This window comes from Billgrantia zhangzhouensis (assembly GCF_021404465.1).
Classification (GTDB): domain Bacteria; phylum Pseudomonadota; class Gammaproteobacteria; order Pseudomonadales; family Halomonadaceae; genus Halomonas; species Halomonas zhangzhouensis.
In genome coordinates this window covers 57,567-75,337 of the sequence record NZ_JABFTT010000008.1, presented here as the reverse complement: position 1 = coordinate 75,337, position 17,771 = coordinate 57,567, and the positions used below count along the sequence as shown (strand labels likewise).

Below are 17,771 nucleotides of genomic sequence, written 5' to 3'. Positions count from 1 at the left end.
GATTCCTCATGGCCGTGAGACGTTGCGACGACCGGAAGCGTCCCTGCGACAGGCGCTACGCGGAACCCATCCCTGGGCGCTACATTCGTCCTATGGCGCTCTCGCATCCTGCTCCGCTTGCAGGGCCGGGGTTGGCCATCCATGGCCAACCCGTTCGGAGCAATGCTCCTCACCCATGAAGAATGATCTCCGCTTCGACCTGTCCCCGGATCCTACCCCGACGCCCTGGCATACCTCAGTCTTCATCGCACCAACGCAGCCGGATCGACAGATTCCAGGCCAAAGGCCTCGGCCACGGCGCGGTAGGTGACCTGGCCGTCGTGGACGTTGAGCCCGGGCAGGAAGTGGGCGTCGTCGGCCAGCGCCCGCTGCCAGCCCTTGTCGGCCAAGGCCAGCACGAACGGCAAGGTGGCATTGGTCAGCGCCTGGGTCGAGGTACGCGCTACCGCGCCCGGCATGTTGGCAACGCAGTAGTGGACGATGCCATCGACGATATAGGTCGGCTCGGCATGGGTGGTGGCCTTGCTGGTCTCGAAGCAGCCGCCCTGATCGATGGCCACGTCCACCAGCACGCTGCCGGGCTTCATGTCGGCGAGCATCGCACGAGTGATCAGCTTGGGCGCGGCGGCGCCGGGAATCAGCACGGCACCCACGATCAGGTCACTCTCGCGTACCGCCTCGTCGATGGCGTCAGCGGTGGAGAAGACCGTCTTCATGCGGCCCTGATAGCGGTCGTCGAGCACTTCGAGGCGCGGAATCGACTTGTCGAGTACAGTCACCTCGGCGCCCAGGCCCAGCGCCATACGCGCGGCGTTCTCGCCCACTACACCGCCGCCAATCACCGCCACCTTGCCGGGAGCCACCCCGGGCACGCCGGGCAGCAGTACGCCGGCACCACCCTGGGCCTTCTCCAGACTATGGGCACCAGCCTGTACCGCCATACGGCCGGCCACGGTGCTCATCGGCGCCAGCAACGGCAGGCCGCCCTGGCGATCGGTCACGGTTTCATAGGCAATACAGGTGGCCCCGCTCTCCATCAGCCCGCGAGTCAGCTTCTCCTCCGCCGCCAAGTGCAGGTAGGTGAACAGCGTCTGGCCGCGGGTAAGCCGCGCCACCTCTTCCGGCTGCGGCTCCTTGACCTTGAGGATCAACTCGGCCTCGCCCCAGAGGGTATCGACATTCGCTTCGAGCCGGGCGCCGGCCGCCTCAAAATCGGCGTCGGAGAAACCCGCCCCTTCCCCGGCACTCACTTGAACGGTCACCGAATGGCCTCGCGTCGCCAGCTCCCGTGCCCCCGTGGGAGTCAGGGCGACGCGATACTCATGGTTCTTGATTTCCTTCGGCACGGCGATTTTCATTGGGCACCTCCTGCGGCACTGTCTTGTTAGGGGACCATCCTTGCTAGGGAATCGTCACGCCCATTACAGCACAATCAGTCCATACACGAAGTACCAACGATAAAGAACGACAAAAATTCATCTCCATGGCCAGCGCGGCAGAAAATCGCTGCCCCCAAAGAGAATACTGGCAAAAAAATCACGGCCTCACTCGACCACGAGCGCTCCACCATAGATCGCCACGTACTCCTCGGGCAGGCGGCGTGGCCGACCGCTGGAGAGTTCGATACAGGCGAAGCGGGTGCGAGCTCGCAGCAGAGTGCGACCATCGGCGGGCCGAACGAGCTGGAAGCGCCGGGTCAGGGTCAGGCGGCCGTCGCAGCCGATGATCCAGGTGGCAAGCGCCAGGTGCTCTCCCTCGAAAGCAGGCGCCAGGTAGTCGAGTTCGTGGCGGTGCACGGCCATGGCCCGGTCCAGCTCACGGTAGCGGACCAGATCGAGGCCGAGATGCTCCGAATGCGCCCAACTCACTTGCTCGACCCAACGCAGGTAGGCGGCATTGTTGGCGTGACCGTACTCGTCGATGGCCGCGGCCTGCACCTCAAGCTCGATGACGAACGGATCGGGAAGGTCCCACTCCTGGGTCATGGTGCGCTCCCTTGCAGGTTCAGACTTTGGACGTACCGCAACGCCAGCAGGCCTCGAAGACACCTTCCAGCGTTTCACCGCAGTTCGGGCAGCACCACTCCGCCTCCTCGGTGCTGCCCGTCATGGCATGATGGATCAGGGTCTCGGCGCGTTCGCGATTGTGTTTGGCCACCCATACCTCGGGCTCGCATTCCCCCAGCGGCAGCTCGCCCGCGCCCCCACCCAGCACCATGTTGCGCAGCTCAACGGGGATACCCGCCGCGACCAGCAGGTTGCCCATATGGCTGACCAGCAGCGCATTGGAGTGAGCGAAAACGCATACGTAGCTCATAGGCATCGTTCTAACATCATCGGGCGCAGCAATTTCAATCGCGAAACACGCGGACGCCCAGAGCCTTCAGGTAAGCGGTCTCGGGAATGGCAGGATGGACCGGATGGTCCGCCGCCTGGTGGCCCTGGTAGACGACCTGGCCGTGGCGATCCTGATGGCGTACCGCACCGCGCACCACTTCCACCAACCGCTCCTGAGCCAGGTGCATGGAGCACGAGGCTGAGAGCAACAGGCCGTCGCGCCCCAACAGGCGCATGGCCTCACGATTGAGCTTGCCATAGGCGCGCTCGCCGTTGGGAATGTCCTTACGTTTCTTGATGAAGGCCGGCGGGTCGAGGATCACCACATCGAACTGTTCGCCATCGGCCTTGAGTGCAGCCAGTGCCTCGAAGGCATCGGCCTCGCCCACCGTCACCTGCTCGTGCAAGCCGTTCAGTGCCGCATTCTCCGCCACCCGCTCCAGGGCTTGGGCGCTGGCGTCCACGCACAGCACCTCACTGGCACCATGTGCCGCCGCCTGTACGCCCCAGCCACCGATGTAGCTGAATACGTCGAGTACCCGCTTACCGGCCACCAGGCCGTTGAGCCAGGCGCGGTTGGCGCGATGGTCGAAGAACCAGCCGGTCTTCTGGCCGTCGAGTACCGGCACGTGGAAGCGCACGCCGTTCTCTTCCATCAGCACCGGGCCGTCGAGCTCGCCCTTCGCCACGGTGACCTGGCGCTCGAGCTGCTCCTGGCGCCGCCCGGACGAGTCGTTCTTGAACACGATGACTCGGGGCGAGAGCACCTTGTCCAGCGCAGCGACGACCTCTTCGGCGAGCCGTTCCATACCCAGGGTATTGAGCTGGACCACCACGACGTCGTCGAAGCGATCCACCACCAGCCCCGGCAGCAAGTCGCCCTCGCCGTGCACGAGGCGGTAGAAAGGCTTGGCATAGAAGCGCTGGCGCAGTGCCAACGCCTGGTTGAGGCGATGCACCAGCAGCGAGCGGTCGAGGCGCATGTTGGGGTCGCGCGACACGACTCGGGCACAGATCAGCGAGTTGGGATTGACGTAGGCCACGCCCATGGCCTTGCCATTGGCGGCCTCGATCACCACCTGGGCGCCCGGCTCGAGGCCCTTGAGCGGCGTGGCCTCGATGTCGACCTCGTTGGAGTAGAGCCACAGGTGACCAGCCTTGAGGCGGCGGTCGGCGTTCTTCTTGAGGCGCAGGGTCTGGGTCATGGTCGGTCTCGTGAAATGAGGGTCATTTTTGGCAAGAGGGGCAGAAGACACTGGCCCGCTGGCCCAGCGTCACCAGCCGCAGCTCGCCGTTGCAGCGTCGGCAACCCTGGCCGTGACGGCCATAGACGTTGAGGCGCTGCTTGAAGTAGCCCGGTTCGCCAGTGCCGCTGACGAAGTCGCGCAGGGTGGTGCCGCCCTGGGTGATGGCGGCGGCCAAAACCTCTCGCACCGCTGCGGCCAGGCGCTCGTAGCGCTCGAGAGAGATACGCCCTGCGGCCCGGCGCGGGTCGATGCCGGCCAGGAACAGCGCCTCGCTGGCGTAGATGTTGCCCACGCCGACCACCACGGTATTGTCCATCAGGAACGGTTTCACGGCCATGCGCCGGCCACGAGAGAGCCGATAGAGCCGCTCAGCGTCGAAGGCCTCGGAGAGCGGTTCCGGCCCCAGATTCGCCAGACGCGGGTCGCTCTCCAAGCTGCCTGCGAGCCAGTCGACGAAGCCGAAGCGGCGCGGATCGTGGTAACGCAGGATGGCGCCGTCGTCGAGCACCAGATCGACATGATCGTGCTTCTTGGGCAGATCGCCCAGCCGGGCGATGCGCAGGCTGCCCGACATGCCCAGATGCCAGACCAGACTGCCGGCGCCCTTCCCCCGGCCCTCGATCGGCAGCAGCAAGTACTTGGCGCGACGAGCCAGGGTGCCAATGCGAGAGCCCACCAGGCGCTCGATGAAGTCATCCGGCACCGGCACGCGCAGAAGCGGCTGGCGCACGATCGCCTCGACGATCTCGCGCCCTTCCACATGGGGGGCGATACCGCGCCGGGTGGTCTCGACTTCGGGAAGCTCGGGCATGGCGAAAAACATCCGGGAAATAGATACGCCTGAACCCGGTATGCACCGGGTTCAGGAGGACAGGTCTTGCTACCTGCGGCTGGAAGCCGTCAAGTCGCCATGGACGCCCAGCGGCGGGCGTCGGATCGGCTTACTTGATCTTGGCTTCCTTGTACATCACATGCTTGCGGACGACCGGATCGTACTTCTTGAATTCGAGCTTGTCCGGAGTGTTCCGCTTGTTCTTGTTGGTGGTGTAGAAGTGGCCGGTACCGGCGCTGGACACCAACTTGATCTTGTCACGCATGGCTGTTTACTCCCTGATCTGTCGCTTAGACGGCTTCGCCGCGCTTGCGGATGTCGCTGAGCACCGCGTCGATGCCCTTCTTGTCGATGATGCGCATACCCTTGGAGGAGACCCGCAGCTTGACGAAGCGGTTCTCGGACTCCACCCAGAAACGGTGGGTGTGCAGGTTCGGCAAGAAACGACGGCGGGTCTTGCGCTGGGAGTGTGAAACGTTGTTACCAGTCACCGGGCGCTTGCCGGTAACCTGACATACTTTGGACATGGGAGCCTCCAACCGCTTGGCCAGGTGGTCAAACCTGTGTGTTCAAAACCTGTCGGGCAAACCGGGAACGACCCCGTTGTCATTTGACCCAAGGGAATTCAAAGGCTGCACTTTATAGCAGAGTGCGCCCCTACAGGCAAGTAGCCGCGTATTCTACACCCCCCTACCCCCACCCCCGCAAGCTTTCCTCTCTCACGGGCTTAGCCGGCAGCAAAGGCCGGCGCAACGCAGCGATTCGCTCGCGCAGCCATTTATGCCGTGTTTCCTAAAGCCAGCCGCGTTCTGCAAAGGAAACGACCTCCCCATCGCCGACGACGAAGTGATCCAGCACGCGAATCTCGAACAGCGAGAGCGCCTCGCGTAGCCGCTCGGTGATACGTCGGTCGGCATCAGAGGGCTCGGCCACGCCGGAGGGGTGGTTATGGGCGAAGATGATCGCCCCGGCGCCCAGCTCCAGTGCGCGGCGCGCCACCTCGCGGGGGTAGACCGAGGCACTGTCCAGCGTGCCGCGAAACAACGACTCGAAGCGGATCACACGGTGCTGGGTATCGAGAAACAGTGCAGTGAACTCCTCGTGCCCCAGATGACGCAGCTGGGTAGCCAGGTAAGCGCGCACCAGCGTGGGCGAGGTCAGCGCATTGCCGCGAGCGAGCTGAGCCGCCAGATGACGCTTCGACAGTTCAAGGGTGGCTTGGAGCTGGACGAACTTGGCCGTGCCCAGGCCTCGTTCAGCGCAGAAGCGCTGTTGGTCGGCCTCGAGCAACTGGCGCAAACCGCCAAACGAACCCAGCAGGTCGCGGGCAAGGTCCACCGCCGAGCGCCCCGCCACCCCCACGCGCAGGAAAATGGCCAGCAATTCGGCGTCGGATAACGCCCCGGCACCCAGCGCCAACAGTTTTTCCCGCGGGCGCTCGCCCTCGGGCCAGTCGCGAATCGACATCCCGTGTCTCCTTGCTACGCTTTCCCTGATGATTGAAGTCCCCATTGTAACCGACCTTGGCTGAAGGCTGCGGCTGCGTAACTTCAACGGCAGTGGTAAGGTAGGCGGTCGGGTTTCAGTTCAGGAAAACAGCATGACTACGCAACGCGTGCAACGGCTTGCCGGCCGACGCATCCTGCTCGGCATCAGTGCCGGCATCGCCGCCTACAAGAGTGCCCAGCTCGCTCGGCTGCTCAAGCAGGCAGGCTGCGAAGTTCGCGTGGTCATGACCGAGGGCGCCCAGGCTTTCATCACGCCGTTGACGCTCCAGGCGCTGACCGGCGAGCCGGTGCGCACCTCGCTGCTCGATCCCCAAGCAGAAGCCGGCATGGGCCATATCGAGCTGGCCCGCTGGGCCGAGACGATCCTGATCGCCCCGGCCACCGCCGACCTGATGGCGCGTCTGGCCCAGGGCATGGCCGACGACCTGCTCACCACCTTGTGCCTGGCCAGCGAAGCCGAGAAGATCATGGCGCCGGCCATGAACCAGGCCATGTGGCGCCACCTGGCCACCCAGCGCAATGCCGCCCGCCTGGAACAGGACGGCTGGCGACTGCTGGGACCGGCCAGCGGCGATCAGGCCTGCGGCGACGTGGGGCCGGGTCGCATGCTCGAGCCCGAGGCGATCATGGCCGAACTCATCCCGCCTCCCAGCATAGCCGTGCACGGCCAGGCCCCAGCGGCCGAGGGCGCCCCGGCCCGAGGCCTGCACGTGGTGATCACCGCCGGCCCCACTCGCGAGCCGTTGGACCCGGTGCGCTATCTCTCCAATCACAGCTCGGGAAAGATGGGCTTCGCCCTGGCCGCCGTTGCGGCAAAGCTCGGCGCCCGGGTCAGCCTGATCAGTGGCCCGGTGAACCTGCCCACACCCGAGGGAGTCGAGCGCACCGATGTGGAAACCGCGCTACAGATGCACGAGGCGAGTCGCCGACTGGCGGCTGACTGCGACCTGTTCATCGGCTGTGCCGCGGTGGCCGACTATCGCGCCGCGACAGCCGCCGAGCACAAGATCAAGAAACGCGAAGGCGAGGAAGGCCTGACCCTGAAGCTGCTCAAGAACCCCGACATCATTGCCGATATTGCCCATATGCGCGATGCGGCCGGGGGGCGTCCCTTCGTGGTGGGCTTTGCCGCGGAAACCCACGATCTCGAGGCCTACGCTCGCGACAAGCTGGCACGCAAGCGGCTCGATATGATCGTCGCCAACGATGTCTCTGCCGCGGGGCTCGGCTTCGGTGCCGACGACAATGCCGCCCTGCTGCTGTGGCGCGACGGCGAGGGAGAAGGCGGCGAGCAGCTGCCGCCGCAGCCCAAGACAGAGTTGGCCAGGGTGGTGATCGAGCGAGCGCTCGGCCGCCTGACTTCCCGCCCCGTACATTGAACCCGAACCTGCCCGGAACCCGCAGAACCGACGGAGCCACCATGTCCGATTCCCGCCCCCAACGACCGCGCCTGGCCGTCAAGCTGCTCGATGAACGCCTGCGCGACTTCATGCCCCGGTATGCCACCCTGGGCTCCGCCGGCATGGACCTGCGCGCCCTGCTCGACGAACCGCTGGTCCTCGAACCCGGCCAATGCGAGCTGGTACGCACCGGGCTTGCCATTCATATCGGCGACCCGGGCCTGGCCGGCCTGATCCTGCCGCGCTCGGGCCTGGGCCACAAGCACGGCATCGTGCTCGGCAACCTGGTGGGACTGATCGATTCCGACTACCAGGGCGAGTTGATGATCTCCACCTGGAACCGCGGTACCGACACCTTCGTACTGGAGCCGTTCGAGCGGCTGGCCCAGTATGTCCTGGTACCGGTGGTCCAGGCCGAGCTGGAAGTCGTCGATGAATTCGAGGCCAGCCTGCGTGGTGAAGGCGGCTTCGGCAGCTCGGGCCGCCATTGACCTCCAGGAACGCCGCCGATCGTCCCAAGGAGCGGTGACGCCCGGCAGCGCCGTCGCAACCTGGCACCAACGAACATATATCTGTCTGACAAGGAACCGCTATGAGCCAAGTCGAGAGCAGCCCCGTACCGGCCTCCATCTTCCGCGCCTACGACATTCGCGGCATCGTCGACGACACCTTGACCGAGGCGACCGTCGAGAAGATCGGTCGAGCCATCGGCTCGGAAGCCGCCGCCCGCAACGAATCCACCGTGATAGTAGCCCGCGACGGCCGCCTCTCCGGCCCACGGCTCAGTGAGGCATTGGTTCGCGGCTTGACCGCCGCCGGCCGCGACGTGATCGATATCGGCATGGTGCCCACGCCGGTGCTCTACTTCGCCACTCACGTACTCGAAGGCACCGCTTCGGGGGTGATGGTCACCGGCAGCCACAATCCACCTGACTACAACGGCTTCAAGATCGTACTGGGCGGCGAGACGCTCTCAGGCGAAGCGATTACCGCGCTGTACAAGCGTATCGAGTCCGGTGACCTCCTCAAGGGTCAGGGCAGCGTGCGTCATGAAGACGTGCGCGACGCCTACCTCGAGCGTATCCTCGGCGACATCCGTCTCGAGCGCCCGCTCAAGGCGGTGGTCGACTGCGGTAACGGTGTGGCCGGCGAGCTGGGCCCCAAGCTGATCGAGAAGCTGGGGGTCGAAACGATACCGCTGTTCGCCGAGATCGATGGCAACTTCCCCAACCATCACCCCGACCCGGGCAAGCTAGAGAACCTGCAGGACGTGATTCGCACGGTGAAGGAGACCGGCGCCGACATCGGCCTGGCCTTCGACGGCGATGGAGACCGCCTGGGCGTGGTGACGCCGAGCGGGCAGCTGATCTACCCCGATCACCTGATGATGGCCTTCGCCGAGGACATGCTCGAGCGCAACCCAGGCGCCCGGGTCATTTTCGACGTCAAGTGCACCGGCAACCTGGCAGGCGTCGTCGAAAAGGCAGGAGGCACGCCGGAGATGTGGCGCACCGGCCATTCGTTGATCAAGGCACGCATGAAGGAGACCGGGGCTCAGCTCGCCGGCGAGATGAGCGGCCACATCTTTTTCCAGGAGCGCTGGTACGGCTTCGACGACGGCATCTACGGTGCCGCCCGGCTGCTGGAGATCCTCTCCAAGCAGGAAGACGATGCCGATACCTTTTTCGCCCGCTACCCGCAGGACCTCGGCACGCCCGAAATCAACGTGCATGTGACCGACGAAAACAAATTCGAGCTGGTCGACAAGCTGGCCCGCGAGGGAGACTTCGGCGATGAAGGCGTTAAAACCACCCTCGACGGCATTCGCGTCGACTATCCCGATGGCTGGGGCCTGTGCCGCGCCTCCAACACCACGCCCGTGCTGGTGTTGCGCTTCGAAGGCAAGAGCGACGCCGCCCTCGAGCGTATTCGCAACCGTTTCGCCGACGCCCTCAAGCAGGTCGATCCGGCGCTGACGCTGCCCAGCTGACGGCAGCGTTTCGTATCCCTGAGGAAGGACCATGACCGAAACGACTCGTGACCCGCGGCTGGTGGTGGAAGTGCTTTCCGAGGCACTTCCCTACATCCAGCGCTTCTCCGGCAAGACCGTCGTCGTCAAGTACGGCGGCAATGCCATGACCGAAGATGCCTTGATCGACTCCTTCGCCCGCGACATGGTGCTGATGAAAGAGGTCGGCATCAATCCCGTGGTGGTACATGGCGGCGGCCCGCAGATCGGCGACTTGCTGGCCAAGCTCAAGATCGAGTCGCGCTTCGTCAACGGCATGCGGGTTACCGATTCGCAGACCATGGACGTGGTGGAGATGGTGCTCGGCGGACTGGTCAACAAGGAGATCGTCAACCTGATCAATCAGTGCGGCGGCAAGGCGATTGGCCTCACCGGCAAGGATGGTGCCCAGATCCGTGCACGCCAGCTCAAGGTCGAGCATCAAACCCCGGAAATGACCGCCCCCGAGATCATCGACATCGGCCACGTAGGCGAGGTCGAGCATGTCTCCACCGAGCTGATCGAGATGCTTGCCGAACGCGACTTCATCCCAGTGATCGCACCGATCGGCGTTGACGCCAAGGGCCACAGCTACAACATCAATGCCGACCTGGTGGCCGGCAAGGTGGCCGAGGCACTAGGCGCCGAGAAGCTGATGCTACTGACCAACGTGGCCGGCCTGATGAACGCGGAGGGCGAGGTGCTTACCGGTCTCACCACGGCTCAGGTGGATGCTCTGATCGCCGACGGCACCATTCATGGTGGTATGCTACCGAAGATCCGCTGCGCGCTCGACGCCGTGAAGGGAGGCGTGCGCAGCGCGCATATTATCGACGGCCGCGTGCCCCACGCCACGCTGCTGGAAATTTTCACCAACGCGGGGGTCGGTACCCTGATCACCGATGCCGACCGACAAGGGAACGACAACGCTTGAAGCAACTTCCGCCCAGCGTCTGACGGTGGGCGGTGCTTCCAGCCATTCAATAACCAGAAGACAAACTCCGACATGACGCAGGCTACACAGAATTCCAGCCGGCGCGAGCAGATCCTGCAGGCGCTCGCCCTGATGCTGGAAGAAGACAGCGGCAAGCGCATCACCATCGCGGCGCTGGCGCGCCAGGTAGGCGTCTCAGAAGCCGCGCTCTACCGACACTTCCCGAGCAAGGCGCGCATGTTCGAGGGGCTGATTTCGTTTATCGAAGAGACCCTGTTCGAGCGCATCTCGCGCATCCTCGACGAAGTTCCCGAGGCCATACCACGTTGCGGGCAGATCCTCACCCTGCTGCTGGCCTTCGCCGAGAAGAACCCCGGTCTCTCGCGCCTGCTCGAAGGCGACGTGCTGACCGGCGAGACCGCCCGGCTGCGGCTGCGTATCCATCAGCTCTTCGAGCGCCTGGAGACCCAGCTCAAGCAGGTACTGCGCGAGGCGGAGCTGCGCGAGCGCCGCCGCACAGTGATGCAGGTATCGGCCACGGCCAACCTGCTGATCGCCGTGGCCGAAGGGCGCATCTCGCAGTACGTGCGCAGCGACTTCCAGCGTCGTCCCACCGAGCACTGGGACGACCAGTGGGCGCTGCTCTCGGCACGGCTGATGCGCGAGCCGATCACCCAGATCGCCTGACCCTCCGACATGCAAAAGCCCCGGCCAGGCCGGGGCTTCATCGTTGACGCAACGCTACCGGCCGGTCAGGCGGCCAGGGCTCCGCCCAATTGCTGGCGGATTTTCATCATGGCGTTCTTCTCGAGTTGGCGAATGCGCTCGGCGGAGACGCCATAGACATCAGCCAGCTCATGCAGGGTGGCCTTGTCATCGACCAGCCAGCGGCGCTGCAGGATGTCGCGGGAGCGCTCATCCAACGACTCAAGAGCCATCTTCAAGCGACGGCTGGCGTCGTCTTCCCAATCGCTGTCCTCGAGTTGGACCGCGGGGTCTGCGCCAGCATCGTCCAAGTAGTGCACCGGCGCCTGGTAGGCCGCATCCTCGTCCTCACTCGGCGAGACGTCGAAACCAGCGTCGTGTGCCGCCAGGCGCCCTTCCATCTCGCGCACGACCTCGGGCTTGACGTCGAGATCGCGGGCAATGGCGTCGACCTCGTCGTTATTCAGCCAGGCCAGACGCTTCTTGGCGCTGCGCAGGTTAAAGAACAGCTTGCGCTGGGCCTTGGTGGTGGCGATCTTGACGATACGCCAGTTGCGCAACACGAATTCGTGTATCTCGGCCTTGATCCAATGCACGGCAAAGGAGACTAGGCGCACCCCCTGGTTGGGGTCGAAGCGCTTGACGGCCTTCATCAGGCCCACGTTGCCTTCCTGGATCAGGTCGGCCTGTGGCAGGCCGTAGCCGGAATAGCTTCGCGCGATATGGACCACGAAGCGCAGATGCGACAACACCAGACGACGCGCCGCCTCCAGGTCGCCCTCTTCGTGAAGGCGGAAGGCGAGTTCGCGCTCTTCCTCGGCGGTGAGCATGGGAATGCCGTTGACCGCCTGGATGTACCCGTTGAGGTCATGCCCTGGCGAGAGATGACCCACCGGCAGAAGACTGGTGCTCATTGCAGGTTGTCTCCTTGAAAACCTATGTACGGTTCAGTCGCCCGTTTAGACGGGTGAAAGTCGATAATGTTCCCTATTCCTGCCGACAGCGTGGCAGATGCTGGGCGCAGTCGCTAGCGCAGTATTTTCCTGCGACCTTTTACCGCGGCCGAACCTCCGCTCTTTACCGCGGCCGCACCTCCGCGAGGTGGCGGCTCACAGCGATCCAGGCACCCAGCCAGCCCAATAGTGTACTGCACAATAGTAGCGTTGCCGAGCCCTCCAGCCCCAGGCGGGGCAGGCTGAAGGTGGCACCGTAGCTGGCCGCCAGCGCGCTGACCGGCACCGCCAGCCACTGGTTGCCGAGCCCCAGCAGCCCCCAGGCGAGCAGGCCACCGCCGAGGCCGTACCAGGCCCCGCTGTAGAGAAACGGCCGCCGCACGAAGGCGTGGGTGGCACCGATCAGCATCACCACCTCGATCTCCTGGCGACGGCTCTCCACCGCCAGACGAATGGTGTTGCCCACCACCAGCAGCACGCCCAAGCCGAACAGCACCGCCAGCGCCAGCGCCAGGCGGCTGCCCAGCTCGGCCAGGTGACGCAACCGCTCGAGCCAGGCCAGGTCGAGGCGCACCTCGTCGACGCCGCTCAGCGCCTCGAGCTCTCCGGCCAGCTGACGCACGGCCTCGGGAGCCGGGTCCACCGGCACCACCACGATACTGGCCGGTAGCGGATTGTCCTCGAGCCGGCCCAGAGCATCGGCCAGCCCCAGCGCCTGCTGGAACTCGGCCATGCCCTCGGCGGCGCTGATCAGCCGGGTACGCGACACCCCCTCGTGGGCATTCACCGCCTCGTCGATGCGCTCAGCCTGGGCCTCATCGACACGATGTTCCAGATAGGCAGTGAGCGTAGCACTCTCCTCGAGTTCGGCATCGAGCAGACGCGCACTGTCCAGCGCCAGCCACAGCGCTGCCGGTAGCACCAGGGCGATGGCGATGGCGAGCATGGTGAGCAGGCTGCCAATGGGGGCTCGCAGCAACCGCCGTGCGCTGTCCAGGCACATGGCGCGATGGTGGCGCAGCCAGCCGCGAAAACGGCTCGAGGAACGCGTGCGCTGGCTGCGGGCGCCGCGTGGCGGCGCGGGAGGCTGACGGCGGCTCAAGCCGCTCTCGCGCGATTGACGGCTCATGCAGCCTCCTCGTCGGCCACCAGACGCCCCTCTCGCAGACGCAGCACGCGATGGCGCAAACGAGCGATCAGCGCGAGATCGTGGCTGGCGATCATCACCGTGGTACCAATGCGGTTGAAGTCCTCGAACAGCGCCATGATGTCGGCCGAGAGCTGCGGGTCGAGATTGCCGGTAGGCTCGTCGGCCAGCAGCAGCGAGGGTTTATTGACCACCGCACGGGCGATACCCACCCGCTGCTGCTCGCCACCGGACAGCTCGATGGGCAGCGCCTTCTCACGGTGCAACAGCCCCACCTTGTCGAGCGCCGCCCGCACCCGACGGGCAGCCTCGCGCGGGTCGACCCCGCGGATCTCCAGCGGTAGCGCCACGTTATGGTAGATGGAGCGATCGAGCAGCAGTTGGTGATCCTGGAAGACCACGCCGATCTGACGCCGGTAGAACGGCACCTGGCTGGCGTGCAGGCGACCGATGTCGTGTCCGGCGACCAGTACCCGACCGCGGGTGGGCCGCTCCAGCAACATGATCAGGCGCAACAGCGAACTCTTGCCGGCCCCCGAGTGACCGGTGAGAAAGACCATCTCGCCGCGATGCACGCGGAAGTCGATGTTGGCGAGCGCCTCGAAGCGCCCGCCGTAACGTTTCCCCACATGCTCGAAGAGGATCATGACGAGGCGGTAGCTCCCTCGTCACCTTGATCGAAGAGCGCATCGACGAAGTCCCTGGCCTCGAAGGGGCGCAGATCATCGAGCCCCTCGCCCACACCGATGAAACGGATCGGCGTACCGAGCTGCTTGGCCAAGGCAAAGATGATGCCGCCCTTGGCGGTACCGTCGAGCTTGGTCAGGGTGATACCGGTGACCGGCACCGCCTCGTTGAAGGTATTGGCCTGGGAGAGTGCGTTCTGGCCAGTGCCAGCGTCGAGCACCAGCATTACCTCGTGAGGGGCGCTGTCGTCGAGCTTGCCCATTACCCGGTGCACCTTCTTGAGCTCCTCCATGAGATGCCCCTTGTTGTGCAGCCGCCCGGCGGTGTCGGCGATCAGCACATCGATCTTGCGCGCCTTGGCCGCCGCCACGGCGTCGTAGATCACCGAGGCGCTGTCGGCTCCGGTGTGCTGGGCGATCACCGGCACCTCGTTGCGCTCCCCCCACACCTTGAGCTGCTCCACCGCCGCGGCGCGGAAGGTGTCGCCGGCAGCCAGCATCACGCTACGGCCTTCGCGCTGGAAGCGCTGGGTCAGCTTGCCGATGGTGGTGGTCTTGCCCACGCCGTTGACGCCGACCACCAGGATCACGAAGGGCCCCTCGCCTTTGGCCGGCAGCACAAGAGGCTTGGCCACGGTATCGAGCATCGTGGCGAGTTCGTCCTGCAGGGCTCGGTAGAGCGCCTGGGGGTCCTTGAGCTCCTTGCGCGAGACGCGCTCGGTCAAGCGGTCGATGATCTCGGTGGTGGCCTCGATGCCCACGTCGGCCATCAGCAGTTGGGTCTCGAGATCCTCGATCAGCTCGTCGTCGATCTGCTTCTTGCCCAGGAACAGCCCGGCGACACCCTCGGTGAGGTTGGCTCGGGTCTTGCCCAGACCGGAACGGATGCGCGCAAACCATCCCTTCTTCTCGGCGACCGGCTTCTCCTGTAACGGCGCTCGGGCGGGCTCGGGTTCGGGTTCGGGTTCGGGTTCGGGTTCGGACTGAGATTCAGGCTCGGGCTGAGGCTCGGAGGCCAGCGCCTCTTCACGCAGCACCTCGTTCTCCTCTTCCCGGCCAACCTCATCGACCGCTTCGGTCCGGTCGCGCACCTCATCCGCGGGGCCAGCCATGGCGGCCTCCTCAGGGCGCGGGGCATCGACGGCGTCTGGCTCGGCTGGCGCCGTCTCCCGCTTCATTTCGGCAGCCGTTTCACTCGTCGGCGCACCTTCGTGGGACGCCTCTTCCTCACGCTCCGCATCAGGCTGAGTCGGCTGCCGTTCCTGCTGTTCTTCCTGCTGGGATTCCTGCTGCTTCTTGCGCTTGAAAAAACCGAACATGGGGGAATTCAGCCTCACGGGTGAATGATCGCTACATCCTAACACCGCGCACCATGACTGTGGACACGGCGCCGGGTACAATTCCGCCCATGACACGTCGCCGCTCGTCCCCTCGTTCACGCTCCCGCCCAGACGCTCGCCCTTCCAAGGGTAGCGGTCGCCTGCGCATCATCGGCGGCGAATACCGTCGACGCCTGCTACCGGTACTCGACAACCCGGGCCTGCGCCCCACGCCCGATCGGGTGCGCGAGACCCTGTTCAATTGGCTGGCGACCGCCACGCCGGGGGCACGGGTGCTCGACCTGTTTGCCGGCACCGGCGCACTGGGTCTCGAAGCGCTTTCCCGCGGCGCGGCCTCGGCGCTATTCATCGAGCGCGACGCCCAGGTCGCTCGGACGCTTGCGGACAACCTCCACACCCTGGGCGCCGCAGAGCGGGGGCGGGTACAGGCCGGCGATGCTCTCGCCTTCCTTGCCGCCGGGCCGAGTAACAGTACCGCCTTCAGCCTCGCCTTCCTCGACCCTCCTTTTCGCCAGGACCTGGCGGAGCCCTGCTGTGAGCGGCTGGAACAAGGATGGCTCACTCCCGAGGCTTGGGTTTACCTGGAAACCGAAACGGCGCTCGACGTGTGCGTGCCAGCCAACTGGTCACTGCATCGTGAAGTGCGCGCCGGCGACAGCACCGGGCGCCTCTATCGGCGCCTCGCCCAGCCCGATGAATAAGTGGGCGTCGCCGTTCGGCTACGCTTGCCGAGCCTTGGCCCTCGGCGTTACGCTGCGCAACGGAATCAGCGCGGGCAGGCGCCCGCCCCGGTCAGGATGTCATTTCAGGAGAACACGATGAGCACCGAACTCTTCAACCGGCTCGAACAGAAAGTGGCCAGTGCCGTCGAGGCCCTGGAACTGCTGAAGCTGGAAGCCGAGGAGCTGCGCGAGGAAAACAGCCGCCTGAAGCAGGAGCGCGAGGAGTGGGAGCGTCGCCTGACCGCCCTGCTGGGCAAATTCGACGAACTGGAGACCGAAAGAAGCTAAGCCCTAAGCCGCTCCAGGCAAGTCTCCTATCACCTCCAGAGGCCTAGCCACACCTGCTCGACCTCATAGTCGACGCGACATCAGCAAGGCATCCTCCCTGTTCGCGTCGGCCATGTCTTCCAGGGGCGGGTAATATCCCCGCCGCCACCCGTCCTCGCTGAAGCCTGTCCGGCGATAGAGAGCGATGGCCGGCACGTTGCCCGCTCTGACCTCGAGCAGCAACCGCTCGCTACCCCACCGTCGACACTGCCTGATCGTCGCCTCCAGCAGCGCTGCGGCCAGACCGCGGCGTCGCATGGCAGGTTCCACCAGCATGGCTTGCAACTCCGCCTCGAAGGGCAGCCTGACCACCACGACATGCCCGACGAGCCGATCCGCCAGCACCGCCCCCAGCACGCAACCGTCGGCATCGTTCAAGGCGGACTCGAGCTGGCGACGTGACCAGGGGCGCGACTGACAGCTCTCCAGCGCTTCCAGGCGCTCCAGGTCGACGATCGTCAACCATTGGATGGCGAGTTCAGTCATCGGTCTCGCTACCAGACTGGGACCAGGCCCGCCGCCACTCCTGCAAGACAGGCCATAGTTCGCGCTTGGTCGTGGCACTCTGCGTCAACTCGGCAAGGGACGGCCCCTGCCATCCGGGCAGGTCAAGCAGTACGAATGCGCCCTGCTGCGAACCGAGCAGCCGATCCAGGGTTTCGTCACGGCCGAACATCAGGATGCGTTCGAGCGCCCAGCCGCGCCGCTGCGTGCCTTCGATAAAGGCCTGTAGGCCCTCGCGCGCTTCTTCCAACGGTGCCTCGACCGGCAGGTTTTCCATCGGCGGCCAGCGAAAGGTCTCGAATACCGGCAACTGCCCGATGTCGATCATCGCCGCTTGCAGCAAGTTGGCCAGCAGTTGCCCCTGGCTGGCATCCGGCGCGTCTTCCTGCGGCACGATCACCAGCCAGCGGCCCGCCAGGCATGCCACCTGCAGGGTAAAGCGCAACGGTTCCTGGGCCGGCCGGGCTTCCTCGGTGGTAGCGTCGCGCCCCGCTTCCCCGGCGTCAGCTTCCTCGGCTGACGCAATCCCCAGCAGTTGTCGGGCGCGCTTGGGAACCGCCGCCCGCTCGGGCTCCATTGGGGGCGGTGTCTGAACGGGCCTGGGGGATGCGGCTTCCGCCTCGTCGAGCAGGGCATGCAAGCGCTCGGCGGGAGGCTTGGCCGCGGGTCGCTCGGGTAACTCCCACTCACAGGCCTTGCTCGGTCGCGCGTGGGGCAACTGGTAACGCGCCACCCAGGCCGTCAGCCCCATCGCCTCCAGGTATTGCAGGCGCTGCGGTTCAGTGGTCACGTGCCGGCGCCACGACAGTTAGGCGAGTCGGGGCGGGCCTCACCACGGGCGGCCCACTCCTGCGGTGTGTAGAGATGCAAGGCCAGGGCATGCACCGGCCCAGCGAGTTCATCGGCCAGCAGTGCATAGAGGCGCTGGTGGCGCTTCACCGGCATCAGCCCCTGGAAGTGCTCGGATACCACCGTGACCTTGAAATGGGTTTCGGAATTGGCCGGCACGGCATGCCGATGGCTCTCGTTCTCTACCGCCACATGGGTGGGCTCGAGGGCCTGCAGCTTCTCTTCGATAACGGCCTGAACGCTCATGAGGGCTCCTCGATCATGGATGTCAGG

22 protein-coding genes are annotated in these 17,771 nt (G+C 65.3%); 7 read left to right on the top strand and 15 right to left on the bottom strand.

Annotation, left to right across the window (positions count from 1 at the left end):
- Positions 1-242: 242 nt before the first annotated feature.
- The 8 genes from ald to radC all read right to left on the bottom strand — a co-directional run bounded on the left by ald (position 243) and on the right by radC (position 5,882).
- The gene (gene ald / locus HOP51_RS11665) at positions 243-1,358 is read right to left on the bottom strand and encodes an alanine dehydrogenase (RefSeq protein WP_234274075.1); all 1,116 of its coding nucleotides are present in this window, start codon (positions 1,356-1,358) and stop codon (positions 243-245) included.
- A gap of 186 nt (positions 1,359-1,544) precedes the next feature.
- The gene (locus tag HOP51_RS11660; protein WP_234274074.1) at positions 1,545-1,985 is read right to left on the bottom strand and encodes an acyl-CoA thioesterase; all 441 of its coding nucleotides are present in this window, start codon (positions 1,983-1,985) and stop codon (positions 1,545-1,547) included.
- Positions 1,986-2,004: 19 nt separating this feature from the next.
- Positions 2,005-2,316: a putative signal transducing protein gene (locus HOP51_RS11655; RefSeq protein ID WP_234274073.1), complete on the bottom strand. Its 312-nt coding sequence runs from the start codon at positions 2,314-2,316 to the stop codon at positions 2,005-2,007.
- Between the two features lie 34 nt (positions 2,317-2,350).
- Positions 2,351-3,541 carry a class I SAM-dependent rRNA methyltransferase gene (locus tag HOP51_RS11650; RefSeq protein ID WP_234274072.1) on the bottom strand — a complete coding sequence of 397 codons (1,191 nt, stop codon included), beginning with the start codon at positions 3,539-3,541 and terminating at the stop codon, positions 2,351-2,353.
- Positions 3,542-3,563: 22 nt separating this feature from the next.
- Positions 3,564-4,394, bottom strand: a complete 831-nt coding sequence (mutM, locus tag HOP51_RS11645; RefSeq protein WP_234274071.1) for a bifunctional DNA-formamidopyrimidine glycosylase/DNA-(apurinic or apyrimidinic site) lyase — start codon at positions 4,392-4,394, stop codon at positions 3,564-3,566.
- 130 nt (positions 4,395-4,524) lie between these two features.
- The gene (gene rpmG / locus HOP51_RS11640; protein ID WP_129140669.1) at positions 4,525-4,680 is read right to left on the bottom strand and encodes a 50S ribosomal protein L33; all 156 of its coding nucleotides are present in this window, start codon (positions 4,678-4,680) and stop codon (positions 4,525-4,527) included.
- A 25-nt stretch (positions 4,681-4,705) separates the two neighbouring features.
- Positions 4,706-4,942, bottom strand: coding sequence for a 50S ribosomal protein L28 (gene rpmB / locus HOP51_RS11635; RefSeq protein ID WP_010630182.1), 237 nt, complete (start codon positions 4,940-4,942; stop codon positions 4,706-4,708).
- 265 nt (positions 4,943-5,207) lie between these two features.
- Positions 5,208-5,882 (bottom strand): RadC family protein, encoded by a 675-nt coding sequence (gene radC / locus HOP51_RS11630; protein ID WP_234274070.1) that lies wholly within the window; start codon positions 5,880-5,882, stop codon positions 5,208-5,210.
- Between the two features lie 133 nt (positions 5,883-6,015).
- On the opposite strand from radC, the gene coaBC reads away from it, so the two are divergent.
- From coaBC to slmA, 5 genes are all read left to right on the top strand, one after another.
- Complete coding sequence (coaBC, locus tag HOP51_RS11625; protein ID WP_234274069.1) at positions 6,016-7,302, top strand: bifunctional phosphopantothenoylcysteine decarboxylase/phosphopantothenate--cysteine ligase CoaBC; 1,287 nt, start codon at positions 6,016-6,018, stop codon at positions 7,300-7,302.
- Positions 7,303-7,343: 41 nt separating this feature from the next.
- Positions 7,344-7,814, top strand: coding sequence for a dUTP diphosphatase (gene dut / locus HOP51_RS11620; protein WP_234274068.1), 471 nt, complete (start codon positions 7,344-7,346; stop codon positions 7,812-7,814).
- A 101-nt stretch (positions 7,815-7,915) separates the two neighbouring features.
- Positions 7,916-9,313: a phosphomannomutase/phosphoglucomutase gene (locus tag HOP51_RS11615; protein WP_234274067.1), complete on the top strand. Its 1,398-nt coding sequence runs from the start codon at positions 7,916-7,918 to the stop codon at positions 9,311-9,313.
- 31 nt (positions 9,314-9,344) lie between these two features.
- On the top strand, positions 9,345-10,265 hold the full coding sequence (argB, locus tag HOP51_RS11610; RefSeq protein WP_234274066.1) for an acetylglutamate kinase: 921 nt from the start codon (positions 9,345-9,347) through the stop codon (positions 10,263-10,265).
- Positions 10,266-10,337: 72 nt separating this feature from the next.
- Positions 10,338-10,952 (top strand): nucleoid occlusion factor SlmA, encoded by a 615-nt coding sequence (gene slmA / locus HOP51_RS11605; RefSeq protein WP_234274065.1) that lies wholly within the window; start codon positions 10,338-10,340, stop codon positions 10,950-10,952.
- Positions 10,953-11,017: 65 nt separating this feature from the next.
- Here the strand turns inward: slmA and rpoH are convergent, their stop codons facing one another.
- The 4 genes from rpoH to ftsY all read right to left on the bottom strand — a co-directional run bounded on the left by rpoH (position 11,018) and on the right by ftsY (position 15,075).
- Positions 11,018-11,884, bottom strand: a complete 867-nt coding sequence (rpoH, locus tag HOP51_RS11600) for an RNA polymerase sigma factor RpoH (protein WP_234274064.1) — start codon at positions 11,882-11,884, stop codon at positions 11,018-11,020.
- A 163-nt stretch (positions 11,885-12,047) separates the two neighbouring features.
- Entirely contained in the window at positions 12,048-13,052 is a 1,005-nt protein-coding gene (ftsX, locus tag HOP51_RS11595; protein WP_234274063.1) for a permease-like cell division protein FtsX, read from the bottom strand.
- Positions 13,049-13,717: a cell division ATP-binding protein FtsE gene (ftsE, locus tag HOP51_RS11590; protein WP_159548832.1), complete on the bottom strand. Its 669-nt coding sequence runs from the start codon at positions 13,715-13,717 to the stop codon at positions 13,049-13,051. Before ftsE ends, ftsX begins: the two co-directional genes overlap by 4 nt.
- Complete coding sequence (gene ftsY / locus HOP51_RS11585) at positions 13,714-15,075, bottom strand: signal recognition particle-docking protein FtsY (protein WP_234274062.1); 1,362 nt, start codon at positions 15,073-15,075, stop codon at positions 13,714-13,716. The genes ftsE and ftsY overlap by 4 nt, the downstream gene beginning before the upstream one ends.
- 89 nt (positions 15,076-15,164) lie before the next feature.
- Here ftsY and rsmD point away from each other — a divergent pair, with 89 nt between their 5' ends.
- On the top strand, positions 15,165-15,797 hold the full coding sequence (gene rsmD, locus HOP51_RS11580; protein ID WP_234274061.1) for a 16S rRNA (guanine(966)-N(2))-methyltransferase RsmD: 633 nt from the start codon (positions 15,165-15,167) through the stop codon (positions 15,795-15,797).
- A gap of 117 nt (positions 15,798-15,914) precedes the next feature.
- Positions 15,915-16,106 (top strand): cell division protein ZapB, encoded by a 192-nt coding sequence (gene zapB, locus HOP51_RS11575; protein WP_234274060.1) that lies wholly within the window; start codon positions 15,915-15,917, stop codon positions 16,104-16,106.
- Positions 16,107-16,169: 63 nt separating this feature from the next.
- Here the strand turns inward: zapB and rimI are convergent, their stop codons facing one another.
- From rimI to HOP51_RS11560, 3 genes are read right to left on the bottom strand one after another with little or no spacing between them, the layout of a single operon-like run.
- Entirely contained in the window at positions 16,170-16,631 is a 462-nt protein-coding gene (gene rimI, locus HOP51_RS11570; protein ID WP_234274059.1) for a ribosomal protein S18-alanine N-acetyltransferase, read from the bottom strand.
- Positions 16,624-17,439, bottom strand: coding sequence for a hypothetical protein (locus HOP51_RS11565; RefSeq protein WP_234274058.1), 816 nt, complete (start codon positions 17,437-17,439; stop codon positions 16,624-16,626). The genes rimI and HOP51_RS11565 overlap by 8 nt, the downstream gene beginning before the upstream one ends.
- Positions 17,436-17,744 carry a BolA family protein gene (locus HOP51_RS11560; RefSeq protein WP_159548814.1) on the bottom strand — a complete coding sequence of 103 codons (309 nt, stop codon included), beginning with the start codon at positions 17,742-17,744 and terminating at the stop codon, positions 17,436-17,438. The genes HOP51_RS11565 and HOP51_RS11560 overlap by 4 nt, the downstream gene beginning before the upstream one ends.
- Positions 17,745-17,771 lie beyond the last annotated feature (27 nt).

Bases quoted from the DNA above. Each gene is read 5' to 3' on its own strand.
- HOP51_RS11655 (WP_234274073.1), bottom strand. From the start codon at position 2,316: ATGAGCTACGTATGCGTTTTCGCTCACTCCAATGCGCTGCTGGTCAGC.
- radC (WP_234274070.1), bottom strand. From the start codon at position 5,882: ATGTCGATTCGCGACTGGCCCGAGGGCGAGCGCCCGCGGGAAAAACTG.
- ftsY (WP_234274062.1), bottom strand. From the start codon at position 15,075: ATGTTCGGTTTTTTCAAGCGCAAGAAGCAGCAGGAATCCCAGCAGGAA.
- ftsX (WP_234274063.1), bottom strand. From the start codon at position 13,052: ATGAGCCGTCAATCGCGCGAGAGCGGCTTGAGCCGCCGTCAGCCTCCC.
- rimI (WP_234274059.1), bottom strand. From the start codon at position 16,631: ATGACTGAACTCGCCATCCAATGGTTGACGATCGTCGACCTGGAGCGC.
- rpmG (WP_129140669.1), bottom strand. From the start codon at position 4,680: ATGCGTGACAAGATCAAGTTGGTGTCCAGCGCCGGTACCGGCCACTTC.
- HOP51_RS11615 (WP_234274067.1), top strand. From the start codon at position 7,916: ATGAGCCAAGTCGAGAGCAGCCCCGTACCGGCCTCCATCTTCCGCGCC.
- rsmD (WP_234274061.1), top strand. From the start codon at position 15,165: ATGACACGTCGCCGCTCGTCCCCTCGTTCACGCTCCCGCCCAGACGCT.
- slmA (WP_234274065.1), top strand. From the start codon at position 10,338: ATGACGCAGGCTACACAGAATTCCAGCCGGCGCGAGCAGATCCTGCAG.
- HOP51_RS11560 (WP_159548814.1), bottom strand. From the start codon at position 17,744: ATGAGCGTTCAGGCCGTTATCGAAGAGAAGCTGCAGGCCCTCGAGCCC.
- zapB (WP_234274060.1), top strand. From the start codon at position 15,915: ATGAGCACCGAACTCTTCAACCGGCTCGAACAGAAAGTGGCCAGTGCC.
- dut (WP_234274068.1), top strand. From the start codon at position 7,344: ATGTCCGATTCCCGCCCCCAACGACCGCGCCTGGCCGTCAAGCTGCTC.
- rpmB (WP_010630182.1), bottom strand. From the start codon at position 4,942: ATGTCCAAAGTATGTCAGGTTACCGGCAAGCGCCCGGTGACTGGTAAC.
- argB (WP_234274066.1), top strand. From the start codon at position 9,345: ATGACCGAAACGACTCGTGACCCGCGGCTGGTGGTGGAAGTGCTTTCC.
- HOP51_RS11660 (WP_234274074.1), bottom strand. From the start codon at position 1,985: ATGACCCAGGAGTGGGACCTTCCCGATCCGTTCGTCATCGAGCTTGAG.
- coaBC (WP_234274069.1), top strand. From the start codon at position 6,016: ATGACTACGCAACGCGTGCAACGGCTTGCCGGCCGACGCATCCTGCTC.
- ftsE (WP_159548832.1), bottom strand. From the start codon at position 13,717: ATGATCCTCTTCGAGCATGTGGGGAAACGTTACGGCGGGCGCTTCGAG.
- HOP51_RS11650 (WP_234274072.1), bottom strand. From the start codon at position 3,541: ATGACCCAGACCCTGCGCCTCAAGAAGAACGCCGACCGCCGCCTCAAG.
- ald (WP_234274075.1), bottom strand. From the start codon at position 1,358: ATGAAAATCGCCGTGCCGAAGGAAATCAAGAACCATGAGTATCGCGTC.
- rpoH (WP_234274064.1), bottom strand. From the start codon at position 11,884: ATGAGCACCAGTCTTCTGCCGGTGGGTCATCTCTCGCCAGGGCATGAC.
- mutM (WP_234274071.1), bottom strand. From the start codon at position 4,394: ATGCCCGAGCTTCCCGAAGTCGAGACCACCCGGCGCGGTATCGCCCCC.